Source organism: Alkalimarinus alittae, assembly GCF_026016465.1.
GTDB classification, from domain to species: Bacteria; Pseudomonadota; Gammaproteobacteria; order Pseudomonadales; family Oleiphilaceae; genus Alkalimarinus; species Alkalimarinus alittae.
On the sequence record NZ_CP100390.1, the window covers coordinates 225511 to 244734 of the forward strand.

The following is a 19224-nucleotide window of genomic DNA, read 5'->3' on the forward strand; positions in this document are numbered from 1 at the left end:
GACGATTAAAAACTATATTGTGCGGCTACACGAACAGAGCGGCCTGCCTCGTAAACTGAGGTCCACGCATTGCGATAATTTTGATCAAAGGCATTCGCCACGGTGAAGTCGATCTTAAGCCCTTCAAGTGCCTGACTAGAGGGCTCCCATGCGGCATAAAAATCAGCTGTTGTATAACCGTTATAAGGGCCTTGGCTGTCGTCGCTAGGCGTATGCTTTTGATCGCTAGCCTTGAGTACTTTAACACCTACATTAGTATCAATCGACCAAACGCCATAGTCGAGGGTAGCCACCCATTTGTCTGCAGGAATACCACTTAGATACTCGTTAGTGTCTTCATCTTTACCGCGGGTTTGCCCGTAAGTAAGCGAGGCGGTTAATGCGTCTATTTGGTATGCCGCGCCGAATTCAAAGCCTTTTAAACGAGCGTTTGCGACGTTTTCAGAGGTTGAGGTGCCAGCACAACCTGCACCCATGCCCGGTGCAAAGCAGTAACCCGGCATGGTGCTGGGTACGGTCACGCTTAGTTCGATAAAGTCTTTCACTTTGTTCTCGAATACACTGGCAACAAGGTTGAGTTTGTCTTTACCGATTAGGTTATTGAAGTTGAACTCGCCTTTTAATTCAATATTCTTTGACGTTTCTGGGCTAAGGTCGGGGTTGGCGATAAATACGTTAGTTGGCCCACCTGGGAAGAACGCAAAGTGTGTACCGTCCATATAGAGTTCATAGACATCAGGGGCGCGGAAGGCTTCATCATATCGAACCGATAGTGCCGCCCAATCAATCGCCTGCCATCGGATAGCCGCTGCCGGCGATAGTGCAGACTCATCACTGCTCTCAAACCCTTGCGCTTTAGAGTCAAAGCTATCGTAGCGAACGCCGGCTTCAAGGGTTACATTTTCGACTATCGCGTAATCACCATATAGAAAGGCACCGAGGGTAGTGGTCGATGCGTTAGCAGGTGGGTTGGGACGGCCATCTCCGCTAGCAGGGCGTGCGGTGTCAAGGTTGTCTTCGTAGCCGTCAATACCGCCCAGCAGGTTAAAACCACCGAAGGTTGATTGATTGGTCACCGAGAATCCATTGGTTTCGATCTCGCTAATGTCTTCGCTGCCAAACAGGTTGTCTTCTTCAATACGGGTGTTATTTTGGTATAGCTTAGTATCAATATTGATAGCATCGCTTTCGGGGTTAAATTGGTAGCTAAGTGCGATGTTCTCATCGGTTGTTCGACGGTCTATCAGTTTATCAGGGTCATTGAGCTGCTGATCTGAACTGCCTACCGCAGGAGGGTGGCCATCGTTATTAGCGTTTCTGTAGTTAATTCCAATGGTATTACTTTCGGTTATTTTCCAGCCTACTTTAGCGATGCCCGTCGCGTTTTGGGTTTCGCTGCCATAGAGTGTATCGCCATTACCTTGCTCCATTTTACCGCTGTCTAGGTAGCTTGCCCCTAATAGCCAGCTGATGGTGTCATGCTCACCCGCGATCGCTGAGGTGCCGGTCCATTGATTACCGTTATCATTAAAGCTGGTTCTGACAAAACCACCGAATGTCTCGTCTTTATCTAGCAGGTCGCTGGCCGATAGGGTTTGTTGTGAAACCACACCGCCTACTGCACCCGAGCCCCATAGAGAGCTTACAGGCCCTTTAACGACATCAATTTGGCTGACCAAAGAAGGGTCTAAAAAGTAAGAGGGTCGATGGTTGAAGTTGGTGTTAACTCGTGTTCCATCTATGACTTGCAGAATTTTATTGCCTTCTAATCCGCGAATATTAATGGATTGATTACCTGGAATAGGGCCGCCAGTGACCGTGACATTCGGCTCAAATTTTAGCGCCTCAGCAACAGATGCAGGCTGAGCTTGATCTAATTGATTTCTATCGACACTGTCGATACTGCGCGTTTCTTTTTGTGCGGTTTGTTCAATCCTTGATGCTGAGACGACCACCTTATCAAACACGGTCACCGAAGACTCTGTCGTGTCTGCATGGGCAGAAGGCAGCACGACCAAACTACAGCCTCCTGTAATGGCCAGTAAAGGAAGAACACTTTTCATTTTTAACTCCGTCTATTTTGCAGTATTAATCTATTGAGATTTTCGAGCGTGATGATTTTAGGGGGAGCATGCTATACCGAAGAAATATGAATGTAAATACAAATCATTATCATTTGCATTATCTTTTAAGTGTTGATAAAGTGCCCACATTCAATAACCCGTGGATCACAACTGACACTCATATGAGAGCAATTAGAGCAGCTGGAATTGCCGTTGCATGCGCTGTACATGGCGTAATGTTATTAGACGCTTCACCGTCAAAAGCGGTAGATCTCAACAGTGGGGCAATCAATGCCAGCCACTTCGCGTTATCGATTAACTATCAACCGGTCACTGCATCAAATGATGTGAGATCAAAGGCTGAAGACGTTTTACCTGCTGAAAAAATAAAAACCGTTCCCTCTGCTGCGGTTAAGCCAGAGGCAGTGGTAGAAAAGGTGAGTGACGTTAAAATTGACAATAAAGTGAGTTTAGAAAAGCAGGTAACTGACGTTAAAAGCGCAAAGCCGACTGAGATTACCCAACAAGAAGTAGCGAAAAAACACCCCGTTCAACCCAAAGAAAAGGTGATAGAAGAGCCTACACCGCCGGTGGATGCAGCCCCTACACAGAACCAGAATCAGGTTCAAGGTGTTCATGAGGCCGTTATTGCAAAACCATTATTCGCCGCTCCGCCAGAACCGCCGAGCTACCCCAAAATTGCTCGAAAAAGAGGACAGCAAGGAACGGTGTGGATTGAAGTGCTATTAGCTAAAACCGGACAACAGATACGCGCTGAAATACATCAAAGTTCCGGTGTGTCGTTACTCGATCGGGCGGCACTCACTGTGGTTCAAAAATGGCAGTTTATTGCGCATCAAATTAATGGTGTCGCGGTGGCATCCCGTATTCGTATCCCTGTTGAATTTTCATTGGATTAACCTGTTATGTCTTTGTACGACCAACTTCATAGTCAGCTTGGCTATCTTACCTTTCCACTACTACTTTGTTCTTTGGTAACGCTTGCGCTGTTATTAGAGAAACTCGTTGTATTGACGGCTGAGTCTTTAAAAACACGTAAGGTTAACGAAGACGCCCCTGTGCTGGGTGGGCGGTCTAGGCCTTTATTAGTCGCTAGAGGCATTAATCTGTTATGCCATCACGGTAAAGAACAACGATCTTTACGAGAAGAGATTGCCGCTGTTTGGCTAAGCTCTCAGCGCAATAAATTATCCAGTGGTATTCGGTTATTGCAGGTGATGGCGCTGGTGACCCCTTTACTCGGGTTGCTAGGCACCGTGCTTGGGCTGATTCAGGTATTTGATAACCTATCTAATCATAGCGGCCCTATTGAACCGTCTTTACTGGCAGATGGGCTAGGCCTTGCCATGCATACCACTGCGGTGGGTTTAATTATTGCCTTGCCTGCGCTGGCGGGCGCTCATGGCTTTCAAATCTGGATTGACCGAATTATCTATCGCGTTGAACACGGCATGAACCAAATGAATTTGTTTATGGACGGTGTTGATATGAGCAAAAAGAATGATTAAGTGTCAGAAGCCCGATGACAAAACACTGGGCTCACCCGAATTAGCACCGCTGATCGACATCATCTTTATGGTGGTCGTATTTTTATTAATTACCGCCAATACACCACTGCTGACACTCCCCATTGATGTGCCCAGCACCGATAAAGATGCAACGCTTAATGTCGCGACTCAAACGGAACTAACCATCACCATCACGGCAGATCAACCTTATTGGCATATGGATAAACAGGCGTTTAGTGAGTGGGGAGACTTTAAGCGTGCATTATTAATGAGCACTCAAAACAAGCAACAACGCCTGACCATTGCCGCAGATAAAACCGCTCCGACAGAGCCACTATTAAAGCTGTTATCGCTATTAGATCAACACAAAATAGCCAACGCACAAATTATCATGCAACAACGGAGTGAATAATATGACCCCCTATCGTCTTTCTTTACTATTATTACTGGCTTTAACCATCATCAGTAGTGGCTCAAATGCAGAACCGTTAGCCAACCATCAACACCGTATTATTAGTACCGATGCAGGTGTTACCGATGTATTGTTTGCGTTGGGTATGGGGTCGTCGTTAGTGGGTATTGATGCAACCAGCGTACTGCCGTCAGAGGTTGCTAGCGATAAAGTTGCCAATCTTGGTTATCACCGAATGTTGCCAGCGGAGGGTTTGTTAAGTCTTAACCCAGATCTCATTATTGGCAGTGAGCATATGGGGCCACCCGAAACCATTGCAGCCATTAAAAAGGCAGACCTTACGTTAGAACAACTACCGGTCGCTAAAGATGAAAAAGCCTTAAAAGAAAACATCAAAGTCATTAGTGAGTTGGTCGATAAAAAGGCGCAAGCCCAAGCACTATTGAGTCATATCGATGAAACCATGGCCTTAGTGCATCAGCAACAATTACCAGCCAACAGCAAAGTGGCGTTTTTGTTGCAATTAGAAGGGCGGGGATTACGACTGGCAGGCAAAAATACCACCGGTGAAGATATAATCGCGTTACTGGGTGGCAGTAACATTGCTCAGCACAATAGCTACCAATCAGTGTCTGCTGAAGCATTGTTGAGCTTAGAGCCTGATGTGATTATTGTTGCAGGCCGAGATGCTAGCCAATCATCAGTCGAGGTGTTGTTAAAAAATAACCCGCTATTGCAACATACTCCAGCGGTTCAACAGCAAAAAATCATCGAAGTAGACGGCCGATTATTAGTCGCAGGCATTAGTTTATCGGCGGTTGATGCCTTGGCAGATATGGCGAAGAAACTCCATTGAGCCAGTCAGCCATGTCGCGTATACCATTCTCAATTTTATGGCCTGCCTTTCTGGTGAGTGCCTGTGTCGCCGTTGCTATTTCGCTGACTAGCGGTGCGATGGCGCTATCTACCAGCGAAAGTTTGCTCGCCCTCTGGGATAGTCTTTGGGGCACAGAGTTTAGCGGTCTAGCGGCCTATCAACAGCTCGTGGTATTAGATTTACGTTTACCTCGAACATTACTGGCGTTATTAGTCGGTGCGATATTGGCACAGTGCGGAGCAGTGATGCAGGGGTTGTTCAGAAACCCACTGGCTGACCCTGGCATTATTGGTGCCTCTTCGGGTGCTGCATTGGGTGCGTCTATCGCGATTATTTTATTGCCCCTCGCCATACAAGGTTTTGCGATACCCGTCGCCGCGTTTGTGGGGGCATTACTAACGACCTTGTTAGTGTTTAATTTAGCACAGAGCGAAAACGGCACCTCAGTGGTGATGCTGATACTTGCAGGCGTCGCGGTGACGGCTTTTGGCGGTGCGGTCATGGGCTTCTTGAATGTGATTGCTGATGACCAAGCATTGCGCGATATAACCTTGTGGCAGATGGGGTCGGTGGCTCATGTGAGCAACCATAGTTTACTGCTTTGTTTGGTCGTAATGCTGGTGATGGCCTGGTACTTTCAGCGACATGCTCAGGCGCTAAATGCCCTGTTGTTAGGGGAGTCCGAAGCCAGACATTTAGGTATTGATGTAGAGCGACTCAAACTAAAACTGATTATTGTGGCGACTGTTGGTGTCGGCGTGACGGTGTCAGTGGCAGGTATTATTGGCTTTATCGGGTTAGTGATTCCTCACTTAGTACGCATGCTAACTGGCCCTGACCATCGAACATTGCTACCGTTGAGTGCCATTGTAGGGGCGCTATTGTTACTGCTCGCAGATATTGGCGCACGCTTATTGATGGCTCCATCTGAACTGCCTGTGGGCTTACTAACAGCCGTGATGGGTGCTCCGTTTTTTACTATTTTGCTGATTAAGCAGCGTAAGACATTTATATAGTATGTTAACTCTCAATAATTTAAGCGTCGTCATCAACCAAAAAACCTTATTAGATATTGATCACTTTACCTTGAGCGAGGGGGAGGTGTTTGCAGTGTTGGGTAAGAACGGTGCGGGTAAATCCACCTTGTTTAAATCGATCTGCGGCGATATTAAGGCGACTGGAACGCGCATGCTTCACCAGCTTGATATGGACCAGTGGCCAAAACAAACCCTTGCCCGCCACTTGGCGGTGCTACCTCAAAGCAGTCAGCTTAGCTTCCCGTTCACCGCGCGTGAAGTGGTTTCGTTAGGCTTAATACCCTTGTCGATCAATCACCAACAAGGGCAGCAGTTAGTCACAAAAATGCTAGCGTTGACTGATACTCTAAGGTTTGACGATAGACTGTATGTAAGTTTATCCGGCGGCGAACGGCAGCGGGTTCACTTTGCTCGCGTCCTTGTGCAGCTATCCCAAGCAGAACAGACACCGCTGCTGCTGCTAGATGAACCCACCTCCGCACAAGATCTTGCCCAGCAACATCAACTATTACAGATGACCAAAGACTTAACAGCAGATAAAGGCTACTCAGTGTTGGTGATTATGCATGACCTTAATTTAAGCATGCGTTATACCGATAGAGTCGGTATGTTGGATAACGGTCGATTTGTAGATGTGGGCAAACCGGAGCAAGTGTTAACCCCCGATTCGGTAGAACGTCAGTGGGGGTATCGACCTCAGCAAGTGCAGACAGAATCAGGCTTGTTAGCCTTTCTGTAGGAGCTGCTCTAAGTCGCGATTTTTTAGATGCAATTAAACTCGTTTCATAAAACCACTTAACTTCAACGCACAAAAAAGATGCCTGTTTTGTGTAAGCTATTATATTCAATAGACTATTTCAAAAAAACTAGCGATATAGATGTCACTAGCCTATTATTAACTGACTAAAAAAGATGTCTTGTTGGCGTAAGTTAATGTGGTCAGTAAAAATGATTAATTTTCAATTAATGTTGACCTTTTATAAGCTAGGAGATCATCGACCGAAACCTATTCGGGGGAGGGTGTTTGGCAGTTGTCGGTTTTTGTAAAGGCCAGCTAAAGATCAAGCCTGAAAAAATAATAAAACCGGAGACTATAATGAAAACTGCTCGTTCCATCCTCGGCATGGCTGCTGCCATGACCCTGACGTCTACAGCTGTACTCGCTCAAGAGCCGACGCCTGGCTATAACTACCACATCCCCGCGAAGGTTATGACACCCGACACGGTAGAAACTCGAATCGGGACGCTAAAGTTTTTCGACGGAATGCCACACAACGAGACGGTCGAGAAGCTTTATGACAACTTGCTGCATATCCGAGGGGTAGAAACCTTTCTCAATGGTGTTCCTGCCACGTCTATCGAAGGGCTGCGTCAGGGGCAATTAAGTCTTGGTGCCGATGCCTCTCATAAAGTGGTTATCTTTGATAAGCTAGCGGATTCTGCCGCGCTATTCCTTACCGCCAACACTGACACCGTTTATACTTCCGCATTCCTCGACCTTCAGAAGGACGGACCCACCGTGGTCGAGATTCCGGCTAAGTGCGGTCCCGGTACTGTCAACGATGCCTATTTTCGTTTTGTAGTCGATATGGGCGCCCCCGGTCCTGATGCTGGAAAGGGAGGGAAATACCTCATTCTGCCGCCGGATTACAAAGGCGAACTTGAAGGTCCCATCGGAGGTAAATCCACAGAAATCGACGGTGAGTCGTACTATGTTGTTAAATCACCTAGCTACGTCAACTGGCTGATCTTGCGTGGTTTTCTCGTGGATGGTAAACCAGACGCTGCAAACGCTATGTTTAAGGAAGGGCTTAAGATTTACCCACTATCTAAAGCCGCTAAGCCACCGAAGATGGAGTTTATCTCTGGCTCAGAAAAATTCTGGAACACGGTTCACGCCAATAACTACGAATTCTACGAAGAGCTTAACCATGTTATTCAGCGCGAGCCGGTTTCATTTTTGGACCCAGAACTACGCGGGCTCTTTGCTTCGGTTGGTGTATACAAAGGCAAACCATTTGCACCCACTGAGCACCAAAAGAAGATCCTGACCGATGCCGTTGCCATTGGCAATGCCACTGCACGAGCATTAGTCTTTCAGCCGCGACTTGAAGATGTTCATTACTATCCTGGCAGTAAATGGAGTACTGCATTCGTCGGTGGTGATTACCAGTGGCTAGGCGATAAAGGGCAGGGCGGTCGTAACCTTGATGCGCGTACCCTTTTCTTCTATCAGGCTACGGTGAACACTCCGGCCATGGTGTTGAAGATGATAGGTAGAGGTTCTCAGTATGCCTATATCGCCAGTGACAAGAGCGGTGACTATCTTGACGGTGGAAAGAACTATAAACTGACAATACCCGCTAATGTGCCAGCCAAGGACTTCTGGTCGGTGGTGATTTACGATCCACAGACTCGCTCCGAGTTGCAGACTAGCCAGCCTTTCCCCAGCAAAAACAACAAGCGGGACAAACTCATTGAGAATAAGGACGGTTCGGTCACGCTCTATTTTGGACCAACGGCGCCTGCCGGCAAGGAAAGCAACTGGACTCAGACTGTTCCCAAGAAAGGTTGGTATACGCTACTTCGCCTCTATGGACCGCTTGAACCTTGGTTTGATAAAACCTGGCGCCCGGGTGAAATCGAACTGGTTAAGTGAGGCAAGTTGTCTGGTAGGTTTATTCAGCACTCTACTCTATTAAGTCTGAACGCAAAGAAGTAGTGTTTTAATATTCGATGGGTTGATAGTGGCGGCAGTGAGATTATTCTGAAAAGCCTCATCGTACCGCGATAGGCCGTTGTAAAGTCGACCTGTCGCATTCGAATTATCGCTGCGTGTTGTGTAATGAAGCGACTTCATTTTACGGTTGTGCTGAAACTGCTTGCTGTTTTATAAGTCAACTTTTTAATCTAATTTGAGAAACGATATGATCAACCATATTAAAAAAACCCGCCTAGCCGGAATGCTAGCTTTGGTCGCGTTTGTGCTATCAGGTTGCGGCAGCATCCCAGGTGATACTAAAGCCGAACAAGTAGAAACGATTGATTCATTAGTCGATAGAACGTTGGCCGATTTATATAAGCAAGATTCTGCCACCGAAGAAGAAGTCGCCCATTCGGTGGGGTATATCATCATGCATAATAAAATAACCAAAGTACCGATGGTGGGTGCGGGTGCAGGTTATGGTGTTGCGATTGAAACCAAAACCCAAAAGCGAACTTACTTACACATGGCTCGATTTGATGTCGGCGGTGGATGGGGTGCCCGAAGCTTGAGGCCGGTACTGATATTTCAGAAAAAAGACGTGTTTGACGACTTTATTAATGGCAAATGGGAGGCCCAAGCAGGTGCAGAAATGGCTGCTAAGGTAGGGGAAACAGGAGCAGCCGGTGGCGGTGGTAGTAGTGATCTGCCAGATCAGGGCTACACTATTCACATGATTACCGATGCAGGTGTTTCAGCATCAGTGACGGCAGGTATTCTTCGGGTTAAGCCCATTAAGCTTAAAGAATAATAGTTAAAATTGCGCAGAATAACCTTTCGAGCCGTTCTTGTGTAGGAGCGGCTCTAAGCTAAGGTAAGAGTTGGGCTATAGTGACTGATTTTCGGTTAGGTTTAGCATTTTACCGCGTCAAAGTGGAGCGCTTAAAAGGTCGCGATAGGTCTTGTTTACAGCATGCTCTCAGGCACTATGAATGACATCATGCGTGTGGAAAATCGTTTCCACCAACTAGTGTCGGGCTCTTTGTCGAATCGTATTATTTCTTCGTTTTTCAAGGTTTCCCAAACTAAGTCTCCATCATTTAGTTTAAGTCTGTAGGCGACCTTCAAAATCTGCCGGTCAAACATCTGAGAAAATGACTGGCTGAACTCAGGGCTCTCAAAATAGACTCCCTGTTCTGTGTTCAATGATATCGATCGAGGGTCAAGGTTGAATGAGCCAACAAAAATAGCCTCTTTATCAAAGACAAAACTCTTGGCATGGAGGCTTGATTGTGAGGAGCCAACCCAGCCGTATTTTTCCTTATCTTCAGCTGTCTGAGTTGCTCTGAATTCGTAGAGTTCAACACCTCCTTTAATCAAGTCCTTGCGGTAATCCATATACCCTGCATACACCACAGCAACATCAGTGGCTGCTAACGAGTTAGTTAAGATGCGGACTCTTACGCCTGAGGATACCTTGTCGATCAGATATTCTTTGATGGCATCACCGGGAACAAAGTAGGGAGAAATGATAATTAAATCATTGGTTGCTAGGTCGAAGGCTCTTTTCAGGTTAGGTGCCAGATAGCTATCCAGGGCCAGATTGTTGGCATCGGGTTTGTCTGGGTCATCACCAATAAAAACCCAGGGGCTCCATGTAATAGGTAATTCGTTAACACTTCCGTATTGCAATATTTGCGTGTTTCTCAGCGACTCTGCAAATTTTGACTGCTGGGCCTCCTTGAAATATTTGGCAGAGCGTAGACGTAGAGCCTGTAAGTCTTTCTCTTTATTTTGGTCGTCTGGTGAAAACGCGGCTAAAGACAATACCAAAGGGCTGTTCCAGTACCGATCAAACGAGGCAGAAACATCTTTGGCAACGCCCCCTGCCGCCAAAACATCAAGATCATCAAACGCAACTTCTTTGGTTACACTAAAATACTCATCACCGATGTTACGGCCACCGAGAATAACGGCTTGATTGTCAGCAATAAGCGCTTTGTTGTGCATGCGGTGATTGACGCGAAACGGTCTAACGATAAAGTCCATCGCTCGCGTCTTGCGATATATGAAGGGGTTGTAAAGCCGTATTTCAATATTCGGGTGAGCATCCAGTGCAAATAACGTTTCTTCTTTGCCTTCCGTATCTAAATCATCTAGCAATAACCGTACTCGCACTCCGCGATCGGCCGCATCCAGTAAGCGATTATGCAGAAGTCGCCCGGTCAGGTCATCGTGCCAAATGTAGTATTGTAAGTCGAGTGAACGCTGAGCATCTTGAATCAAAGCGATGCGGGCTGCCAGAGCATCTTGCCCGAGCGAAAGCATATTAAAACCAGATAGACTGGGGTGCTGGGAGAATAGATGTGCCAGTGACTTCCCTAATTGAGTGTCAGCGGTATGTTTTAATGCATATGATTCTATTCGACTATTGTCGTTTGGCAGTGACGCACATGAACTTAGGGTTAGCATCATTACAGGAAGAAATATGCATGTTGAGCTCAGTATTAAATCTTTTAGGCGCGACAATAAAGTGGGCTTTAGAATTATTATGATATGGGAATACCTCATTATTATCTCTTTCGAGCTGTTTTGCATTTATAGCGTACGTTGATTAGCTTTTGGTAAGTGATGTCAAAATGGTAACGAAGCGGTAGCGAAGACTGCAGTGCCCTCGACACGATGTTTTGCCGAGAACTCCCAGTAAGCGCGTAGGTTGAGATAGGCCGCCTGGTTATTCATAACAAATGAATAGCCCACTTCTGGCCCTACCGCAGCGATTCTGGACTTGATGTTGTCATTGTATTGCGTTGGACTTGAATCGCCTGATAACTGACCATACACATAACCCGCAACACCGACTTGCCAATTGTCGTTTAGAAATTGTGATGCGGCCCAATCTAAGTGAGCATCAATTCCGTTTTGATATTTTGTGTCATCGTTTTCATAGTTGTAGGTCAACCCAACAACCGCTGAAAATTCTTGCATTGTGGCCGGGTTAAAATAGGTATAGCCACCACCACCATCAATTGCGGCATGACCGATGCCTAAGTTTGCCAGTCGATTTGGGTCATAGTCTCCGGTTGGAATGTCACCCGTGACATAGGTCATATAGTTATTGTTGCCATCTGCCCAAGCCAGGCTCGCGATAGGGTATAGATCAGTAAAACCGGTTACTGAATCACTACGCGATAACCCATTAGGAAAGCCTGATACCGTGACATTGGCATCTGCATCGCCGTAGCCCCATCCAAAGCCCAACCCTAATGCGAGCTGGCCACCCCAAACTTGGGTCTCGGGTGCATAAGTAGGCTGTATCATCAGCAGTGGTAATGATGAATCTAGGTTAGCAGACACTTGGTTTCCGCGTTTAAGCTCTTTGTTAGCGGAAACACCACCATTATAGTAGTAGCCTTGAATCGGCATCGACCAGCCAGTTGCGACGGGGACGGCGGCAAAGCTTGAATATTGGCCTGAGAACCAAAATGCGACGCCGCCTTCGTCGGCAGAAACGCTGGTTGACGTTAGTGCCGCCATGGCAACCAGAGATGTACAAGTCTGAAGCACTTTACTCCTGAACTTTGGGCTGCAGTGATTCATCGTATGGTTTATCATGAGTCGTTCCTTTTTATTCTTTGTTCGTTATTTTTCTTTTGATCCGATTGAACGTGTCTTGTGCACTCAAAGAGAAAGCTCGACGTCTTTTATGAATATTGCTCGTATCAAGCTTTTATCGTGAGGAAGAAGACGATATTGGCAAGAATATCCCATTAAAAATAGCGCATTCAAATAATTAACGCTAGAAAAGAGGGGGGGGTATATAGATCGCTTTTTGAGAGTTTAAGTCGGCAATAAATTAAGTTAAATATTGCACAAAGTAACACGGCTAATCTATTTTAAATGATTACTATAATTGTTGTATAGGCTGTTTTTAGTTTAAGATCCTGATTTATTTGAGGAATAATAAATATTCCTCACCCCCGAATTTATCAAATTTTAATCTGAATACTCGTCTCCTATACGGGTGAATCTATCAGGGTCTAATGTGAAAAAAGTACGGTATCAAGCAAGCCTTCTCATCGTGTTAGTAATATTTATTTATGGATGTGCATCTACTAGACCTGCCGCACTGCCAAGCGACGAATCTGCGCGACTACCTTGGGGAGCGCTAGATTTAGATATTGAAAGCGATCACTCAGAATATACGCTTAAAAAAAGCATGGGCGAAGCGCTAGAAATAAAGCTCAAGAATTACAGCGGTAGCGAGACAGCCATTCCCTTGAATATTTTAGCATTATCTGGAGGCGGGTCTGGTGGTGCTTATGGTGCGGGGGTTTTATCTGGTTGGAAAGAACGGGGTGACCTGCCTCAGTTTGATATTGTAACGGGGATCTCTACAGGCTCAATAATGGCTTCTTTCGCATTTCTGGGTGGGGAGAATATAGATACACTGCAGGATATATTTACGACACTTGAAACCGAAAATCTATACACCAGTCGTTTGCTGAATTGGTTTAGTCAGGCCTCAATTAATGATACAAGGCCACTCAAAGAAAAACTCATAAAAGGTATTAATGAGCCGTTTTTAGCTAAAATTGCGGCGGAGCACAAAAAAGGTCGCCGTTTATACATGGGCACCACAAACCTAGATACAGGGCAGTTGGTTGTATGGGATATGGGAGCGATAGCGTCAAGCAACCGACCAAATAAAGTGCAGCGCTATCGGGATATTATATATGCATCCAGTGCCGTCCCTATTTTGTTTCCACCGCAATTTATTGAAGTTGACGTTGAAGAAAAAAAGTTTTATCAAATGCATGTTGATGGCGGGCTTTACTCAAATGTATTTATGATAGGGCTGCTAGTTAATTGGAGTGATGTGCTCCATGTAAGCGCCAAAAATCGTGATCGTTTTGATGCTAATTTATATGTAATTGCTAATCGTAAATACCGCGAAAGCCACGCTTATAAACCATCGCCCCTTGAGGCGACTGAAGTGATCGGCTCGCTTCTGCTTGTCGCTACCGACCTTCTGTTTGATCGTACGATCCATCGGATATATGAAAGTGCACAAACGAGAAATATTAAATTCCATATGGCGACCATACCCAATGGTACCGATTTTATAAGTTCACCGATGGACTTTATTCCTGAAGAAATGCAGGGATTGTTTAGTTTAGCCTATGAACAAGCATTGTCTGGTTACCCTTGGCAGACCAAAATAGAGTTGGATGAGTATGACAAGAGTGGACGCTAAATCTTCTTGGTAAGAAGAGCTCCAGAAGATTTTAATAAATAAAAATGCGTACTTATCTAAGTACGCATTTTTTGTTGCCTCGCATAATACTTAATAAGTATTACAACGTAGTGACTTAGGCGACTTTCTTATTTTGCAGCAACGGTCACTTTATTGATTTTACCGGTAAACCGGGATTTAGCTTCGGAACCAATCGCTTCAACAACGGGTGTCGCTAAATCAATACCCACATCGGCCGTTTCATCGGCAGAGAAGACCATTGGTTGGGTGCTCTCTATACGCCCTTCAGCTACTTTCTTATCGTTGACAAATAAGGTGCCGTTACCGCCTTTGGCTAAACCGCCACCGTCGTAAGCAAACTCAAACCGAATGGTTGCTTTGCCTGGTTTTAATGCTTTTGAAGAGGCAACAGTGGTTCTTTTTAAACCAAGGAAGTTGTAAGTATATGCAGGCACACCATCATTAACATAAAGAGACCAGCCACCAAAACGACCACCTTGAACGATAATCGCGCCATGAGCACCGTTTTCAGCCTCTGATAAAAACAGCTTTTTCATTTCAGCTAATTTTTCAGGGTTTTTAGCAGACAGGTCGTTCACTAAACTAAAGTCTTTAGACGTATCGTAAAGTTCCCAAATATCTTCAGTTAAAGGTCTGCGTGGCTTTTGTTCCCATGGTACGCGGTGAATAGTTCTGGCAAACCAACCGTCTTTATAAATAGCGCGGTTACCAAACATTTCGAAATATTGAACGTTATGCTGTTCTTTTGCATTAGCATTATCGAAGGTATACATCATACTGACACCTTCGATTGGGCGCTAAGTAACGCCATTTACGGTTGTTGGCTCAGGGATACCTGCGGCCTCCAAAATGGTTGGAGCAACATCGATAACGTGGTGGAACTGTGTGCGTAGTTCACCGGCCGCTTTAATGCGCTTAGGCCAATAGAGTACACTCATCATCTGAGAGGGTATTCCCGTCAGGAATTGCTTTAGGTTTAGGTGCTAGTGTGGTGCCCTTAGGTACGATGCCCAGTTTGATTTGGCGGTCAAGAACTTGCTTGCGTATTGCGTCCCAGCCCTGGTCGAACTTGCCTTTATGCTTAGCTATCCATTCTTTGGGGACATGGTGCGGAGCATGTACAGCGCCAGGGGCAAAATAAGTAAAGAAAGGTTTGTCAGGAGTGAGGGCTTTTTGATATTTAATCCAGGAGACAGCTTGGTTTGTCATATCTGTCAGGAAGTGATAGTCAGGATCATCAGGTAACTCTACCTGGTGTGTTCCGTCGTATATAAACGAAGCCCTTGCCCTGCGATTTGGTCAAAGGTTGGAGTACTGACGGGGCCACCAAATGCGCTGGTACCGGCAAAACCTAAATCATCGATTAATACAATTAGCACGTTCGGTGCGTCTTTGGGTGGCTCCACAACAAACCGTGGTGGAGGTGTTGCATTTCGTACATCAAGTGTCGTCGACACTGTCGGTGTAGGGTCAGCAATTGGTAATATACTACGATCTAATCCTTCTGCTGCACTTAAGGAGCTTAAACCTGAAAAAAACCAGTCCAACTCCTATTAATAGTCTATTAAATTCCATTTTTAGCGCCTTTTTAGATAAAGAAACGTTGTTGTTTTATTAGTTAACGCAAATTTATATTATTGCTATTAACTAATTAACATCAATCCCTTTTACCTGAAATCTTCTTTACCTAACCCCTTTATCTTCTAATGACATACTGGCTTTTCAATACGAGCTTTTGTCCGCCAGAGCCTACTGACTGAGAAACCAGTTATAGTCTGATCTTGAGTTTACTTTTTGTGATAAATATAACCCGAGTTCTTTCAATTGAGACTTGTCCTGGTACTTTTCTATAAGCATTTTTAATCTTTCTAAAGCTTGCTTGCTTTGGCCTGATGAATCCATTGCTAATACAACTATGTAAGCATACTGAGAGTTTATGGGCTCTAGTGCCATGGCTTTTTCAAAGTGTGACAGTGCTTTGTCTGTCTCACTCAGGCGGATTAAATATAAACCGTAAGCATAATGTAATACTGCTGAGTTTGGATTGTATTTAATGCCACTTAACAACACAGAACCTGCCTGAAGTGTTTTTTGCTGAGCACGGTATAAATCAGCCAGGTTGATATAGCCACCATCAAAATAAGGGTCTATTTCTGTAGCGTGCTTAAATGATTTTTCTGCGTCGCTTATTTTACCGGAATCAATCGATAAAATGCCTTGGTTGGAGGCACCTTCACCACGCCAGCTATTAACTTTATTCGCGTAGATTAATGATTTGAATGCTTTATCAAAAAGCAGACGGTTAGTTGCGGGAATATTGCTTGAAACTAAACTTTTGGCAGCGGCAACCCTGACGGCTTTGTATTTGTCATCTAATAATGGGCTTACATATTTTATTTTATCTTTCTCTGGCAGCAGTAAGGCAACACTTGCCGCAGACATACGCAATAACGCTTCACTGTGCTTAAAGTAGGGTGCTAGCATATCACCTGTGAATTCTGCGGCTGAGTAACTGAGTAACTGAATGGCCGAGGCTCTGCTAATGACATCAAGCTTTTCATCATTGATGATTTGTAAGTGTTGCTCCAGGGTAATGGTTTGGCCGTTATTTAATGCCATCAGCCTTTGCTTGCTGGTTAATATCTGTGATGGTTTACCGTGCCAGCTTTCCAGTTTTTCTTTGGCCCATTTATTTGTTTTATCATCATGGCACTTTGTGCAGGCATTGGGTGTATTAAACGCAATTGATAAATCGGGGCGAGGGATTTTAAAGCTATGATCACGTCTATCGTCAACACCCATATAGCGTGATTCTGGCATATGACAATTAACACACTGTGCGCCGGAAGAATTGTTTTCATGCTGATGATGGCTTTTTTGGCTGAACGTATCTACGTTGTGGCATTGCAAGCACAGCCCATTTCCTTCTACTTTGACCTTCATCGTATGTTTATCATGGCAGTCTAAACAGTTAACCCCTGCAGAAAACATTTTGCTTTGTAAAAACGACCCGTAAACATAAACTTCTTCTTTTATCTGGCCGTCAGCATGATAAAGAGGCGGGAGTAAAAGTTGTGGCGTGAACTGGTCTAAGAAAGGTTTTTTGGGTTCTATGCCATCATTTAGTGGTGATCTAAGTGAGTGACAAGCAAAACAGTCATCCATAAAGGAGTTATCTCGTGCTTCGCCTTCCCAGTGTGCGGTTTTAGCTCCGGGCTTATTTACCATCCATTGTCCGGCAGTAGGTTGAATTACGGGGGGGTTAGTTGCGTCACCCTTTGTGGTTCTTAGCCTGGCATGGTCGGACATATCTCCGTGGCACGATAAGCACCCAACATTGATATTATCAAATTGGCTGCTGAAGTTATTTGTATCTGGGTCGTAATGCCGGACCAGGCCATCAGAGTGGCAGTCGGCACACATACCGTTCCAGTTTTGCAATGGTTGACGCCAATGAAGCCTGTCGTCAGGGCTAATTGCTTCGTGACTGTAGTTATGAAACCAGCGCTGCCCGCCATCAGCTGTTTTTCTGTTGTCCCAGGAAAACGGCAATACTTGAAGTGTGCCTTGCTTTGTTTCGACTAAATATTGCTGGAGCGGGAAAAAACCGAATGTGTATTTTATGGGGTAGGTTTCAACTTTTTCGCCATAAGAAATGGTGGTGAAATACTGATTTTTGTCGATAAAAAACAGTGCTTTCTGGCCAAAGTGATTTGCTTCGGCATCATTAAAGTTTGCCAGTATATTTTGCTTATTAGCAATGGCCATCGCTTTAGCATGATCAGACTGTTGCCAGCTGTTATGTTCCTGCTGGTGACAGGTCAAACATTGCTGATTTGAAATTGGCTTGTTTTTTTGGAAGTGATGTCCGGCAAGTTCTTTTGCGTTTATTGAAAAGCAATAAAATAAACAGATTAACGTTGTACAGAGAAGGTATAGTTTTTTCAAAATTCAAACCAAATTAAGCTTACTGTTATTATTTTAGAAGGCTCTGACAGAGGCTATGGCATTAAAATCCGTTACCGCAGACATTATTCAAGTGAAACACATCAAGTCAAAAGATTAAACTTTTTTAACCAACACTTGAAGAAACATTCCAGAGCCTTATATATTAAGTGTAGTCGCTTCGTCTTTGATAAGAGTTTCGACTCAATCTCATGATTTTATTGTATTTTGCTTCTTAATGGAGAATTTATTATGAACTCAATTGACTTAACACCACTTTACCGTAGCAGCATCGGATTTGATCGTCTGGCATCGTTGTTAGACAGCTCGTTAAAATCAGATAGTAGCGTAACGGGTTACCCACCTTACAACATCGAAGTATTAGACGATAACCGTTATGGTATTTCGTTGGCTGTAGCGGGCTTTGCAGAAAATGAGCTCGATATTAAGGTAGAAAAGGGCGTATTGACGATTCGCGGCCAGAAAGAAAGTGAAGGCGAGCGCAAGTACCTTCACCAAGGCATAGCCAATCGAGCCTTTGAGCGAAAATTTAACTTAGCGGATTATATTGAAGTCACAGGAGCAGATCTGAAAGATGGGTTGCTCACGATTAGTTTGGTGAAGGAAATCCCCGAGGCAATGAAGCCAAGGTCTATTGCCATTAACCAAGATCAAAATGTGATTGAACATAAGATGAAAGATAGCTCAAACGATAAAGCGGCTTAAGTAAAAGTACAGGCTGCGGGTAACCGCAGCCTAGTTAGCCCTAAACACCCAATTCAAGTATAAAATCGCGCCAAAGTGGTGCTCCTACAGGGGCGTGGGGCTAGGGTTTCTGGTTTTTTCTGCATCTAATAGGGCTTGCTTTCGCTCTAATCCCCAACGATATCCCCCAAGGCTGCCATCCCCTCTCAACACTCTATGGCAAGGGATAAGTACACCAATTCGGTTAGCGCCGCAGGCTGATGCGGCTGCACGAAATGCTTTGGGTTTACCTATCTGTTCGGCTAGTTGGCTATAACTCAGTACCTTGCCTTCGGGAATGCTGAGCAGGAATTGCCAGACCTGCATCTGAAACGCGGTGCCTCGAATATCAAGCGGGAGATCGGGTCTTGCGGTGCCTTGGCTGATATGCTGATCAAGGGCGTCTATCCAGCGATTTAATTCAGCTGTCGATTGAACGGGTGAGGGTACCCGTTCTGCTTTTGGGAACTCGTCTTTTAACGCAGCCAGCAGCGCCTCTTCGTCTTCACCAAACTGAACAAAGCAAACGCCTTTTTGGGTTGCCGCCATCGCTATAAGGCCAAGAACGGTATTTTTGTGCGCATAGGTTATGATTTCTTGTTCAGCCGACATTAACATTTATTCCTCATAAGCGA

General features: G+C 45.1%; 19 protein-coding genes. 10 read left to right on the plus strand and 9 right to left on the minus strand.

Annotation, left to right across the window (positions count from 1 at the left end; all coding sequences use genetic code 11):
* Nucleotides 1-5: 5 nt before the first annotated feature.
* Nucleotides 6-2063 (minus strand): TonB-dependent hemoglobin/transferrin/lactoferrin family receptor, encoded by a 2058-nt coding sequence (locus tag NKI27_RS00985; RefSeq protein ID WP_265047835.1) that lies wholly within the window; start codon nucleotides 2061-2063, stop codon nucleotides 6-8.
* Between the two features lie 86 nt (nucleotides 2064-2149).
* On the opposite strand from NKI27_RS00985, the gene NKI27_RS00990 reads away from it, so the two are divergent.
* From NKI27_RS00990 to NKI27_RS01025, 8 genes are all read left to right on the plus strand, one after another.
* On the plus strand, nucleotides 2150-2983 hold the full coding sequence (locus tag NKI27_RS00990; RefSeq protein WP_265047836.1) for an energy transducer TonB: 834 nt from the start codon (nucleotides 2150-2152) through the stop codon (nucleotides 2981-2983).
* Between the two features lie 6 nt (nucleotides 2984-2989).
* A complete protein-coding gene (locus NKI27_RS00995) occupies nucleotides 2990-3592 on the plus strand; it encodes a MotA/TolQ/ExbB proton channel family protein (RefSeq protein WP_265047837.1) in 603 nt (200 codons plus the stop codon).
* On the plus strand, nucleotides 3585-4004 hold the full coding sequence (locus NKI27_RS01000) for an ExbD/TolR family protein (protein WP_265047838.1): 420 nt from the start codon (nucleotides 3585-3587) through the stop codon (nucleotides 4002-4004). Before NKI27_RS00995 ends, NKI27_RS01000 begins: the two co-directional genes overlap by 8 nt.
* Nucleotide 4005: 1 nt before the next feature.
* Complete coding sequence (locus NKI27_RS01005) at nucleotides 4006-4860, plus strand: heme/hemin ABC transporter substrate-binding protein (RefSeq protein ID WP_265047839.1); 855 nt, start codon at nucleotides 4006-4008, stop codon at nucleotides 4858-4860.
* A gap of 11 nt (nucleotides 4861-4871) precedes the next feature.
* On the plus strand, nucleotides 4872-5897 hold the full coding sequence (locus NKI27_RS01010) for a FecCD family ABC transporter permease (protein ID WP_265047840.1): 1026 nt from the start codon (nucleotides 4872-4874) through the stop codon (nucleotides 5895-5897).
* A gap of 1 nt (nucleotide 5898) precedes the next feature.
* Nucleotides 5899-6657 carry a heme ABC transporter ATP-binding protein gene (locus NKI27_RS01015; protein ID WP_265047841.1) on the plus strand — a complete coding sequence of 253 codons (759 nt, stop codon included), beginning with the start codon at nucleotides 5899-5901 and terminating at the stop codon, nucleotides 6655-6657.
* Nucleotides 6658-7014: 357 nt separating this feature from the next.
* Entirely contained in the window at nucleotides 7015-8577 is a 1563-nt protein-coding gene (locus NKI27_RS01020; RefSeq protein WP_265047842.1) for a DUF1254 domain-containing protein, read from the plus strand.
* A gap of 268 nt (nucleotides 8578-8845) precedes the next feature.
* A complete protein-coding gene (locus tag NKI27_RS01025) occupies nucleotides 8846-9433 on the plus strand; it encodes a lipid-binding SYLF domain-containing protein (RefSeq protein WP_265047843.1) in 588 nt (195 codons plus the stop codon).
* Between the two features lie 155 nt (nucleotides 9434-9588).
* Here NKI27_RS01025 and NKI27_RS01030 read toward each other — a convergent pair whose 3' ends face one another.
* Nucleotides 9589-11097, minus strand: coding sequence for a phospholipase D family protein (locus NKI27_RS01030; RefSeq protein WP_265047844.1), 1509 nt, complete (start codon nucleotides 11095-11097; stop codon nucleotides 9589-9591).
* A 159-nt stretch (nucleotides 11098-11256) separates the two neighbouring features.
* Nucleotides 11257-12237: a SphA family protein gene (locus tag NKI27_RS01035; RefSeq protein ID WP_265047845.1), complete on the minus strand. Its 981-nt coding sequence runs from the start codon at nucleotides 12235-12237 to the stop codon at nucleotides 11257-11259.
* A 430-nt stretch (nucleotides 12238-12667) separates the two neighbouring features.
* Here NKI27_RS01035 and NKI27_RS01040 point away from each other — a divergent pair, with 430 nt between their 5' ends.
* Nucleotides 12668-13879 carry a patatin-like phospholipase family protein gene (locus tag NKI27_RS01040; RefSeq protein ID WP_265047846.1) on the plus strand — a complete coding sequence of 404 codons (1212 nt, stop codon included), beginning with the start codon at nucleotides 12668-12670 and terminating at the stop codon, nucleotides 13877-13879.
* Nucleotides 13880-14007: 128 nt separating this feature from the next.
* On the opposite strand, the gene NKI27_RS01045 is transcribed toward NKI27_RS01040, so the two are convergent.
* The 5 genes from NKI27_RS01045 to NKI27_RS01060 all read right to left on the minus strand — a co-directional run bounded on the left by NKI27_RS01045 (nucleotide 14008) and on the right by NKI27_RS01060 (nucleotide 17848).
* Nucleotides 14008-14676: a hypothetical protein gene (locus NKI27_RS01045; protein WP_265047847.1), complete on the minus strand. Its 669-nt coding sequence runs from the start codon at nucleotides 14674-14676 to the stop codon at nucleotides 14008-14010.
* 21 nt (nucleotides 14677-14697) lie between these two features.
* On the minus strand, nucleotides 14698-14841 hold the full coding sequence (locus tag NKI27_RS01050; protein ID WP_265047848.1) for a hypothetical protein: 144 nt from the start codon (nucleotides 14839-14841) through the stop codon (nucleotides 14698-14700).
* On the minus strand, nucleotides 14816-15172 hold the full coding sequence (locus NKI27_RS19370) for a sulfatase-like hydrolase/transferase (RefSeq protein ID WP_406803115.1): 357 nt from the start codon (nucleotides 15170-15172) through the stop codon (nucleotides 14816-14818). The genes NKI27_RS01050 and NKI27_RS19370 overlap by 26 nt, the downstream gene beginning before the upstream one ends.
* Nucleotides 15148-15447, minus strand: a complete 300-nt coding sequence (locus NKI27_RS01055; RefSeq protein ID WP_265047849.1) for a sulfatase-like hydrolase/transferase — start codon at nucleotides 15445-15447, stop codon at nucleotides 15148-15150. Before NKI27_RS01055 ends, NKI27_RS19370 begins: the two co-directional genes overlap by 25 nt.
* Before the next feature lie 202 nt (nucleotides 15448-15649).
* Nucleotides 15650-17848: a multiheme c-type cytochrome gene (locus tag NKI27_RS01060; RefSeq protein ID WP_265047850.1), complete on the minus strand. Its 2199-nt coding sequence runs from the start codon at nucleotides 17846-17848 to the stop codon at nucleotides 15650-15652.
* A 249-nt stretch (nucleotides 17849-18097) separates the two neighbouring features.
* Here NKI27_RS01060 and NKI27_RS01065 point away from each other — a divergent pair, with 249 nt between their 5' ends.
* A complete protein-coding gene (locus tag NKI27_RS01065) occupies nucleotides 18098-18571 on the plus strand; it encodes an Hsp20 family protein (protein WP_265047851.1) in 474 nt (157 codons plus the stop codon).
* An 84-nt stretch (nucleotides 18572-18655) separates the two neighbouring features.
* Here NKI27_RS01065 and NKI27_RS01070 read toward each other — a convergent pair whose 3' ends face one another.
* On the minus strand, nucleotides 18656-19201 hold the full coding sequence (locus tag NKI27_RS01070) for a methylated-DNA--[protein]-cysteine S-methyltransferase (RefSeq protein ID WP_265047852.1): 546 nt from the start codon (nucleotides 19199-19201) through the stop codon (nucleotides 18656-18658).
* Between the last annotated feature and the right edge of the window lie 23 nt (nucleotides 19202-19224).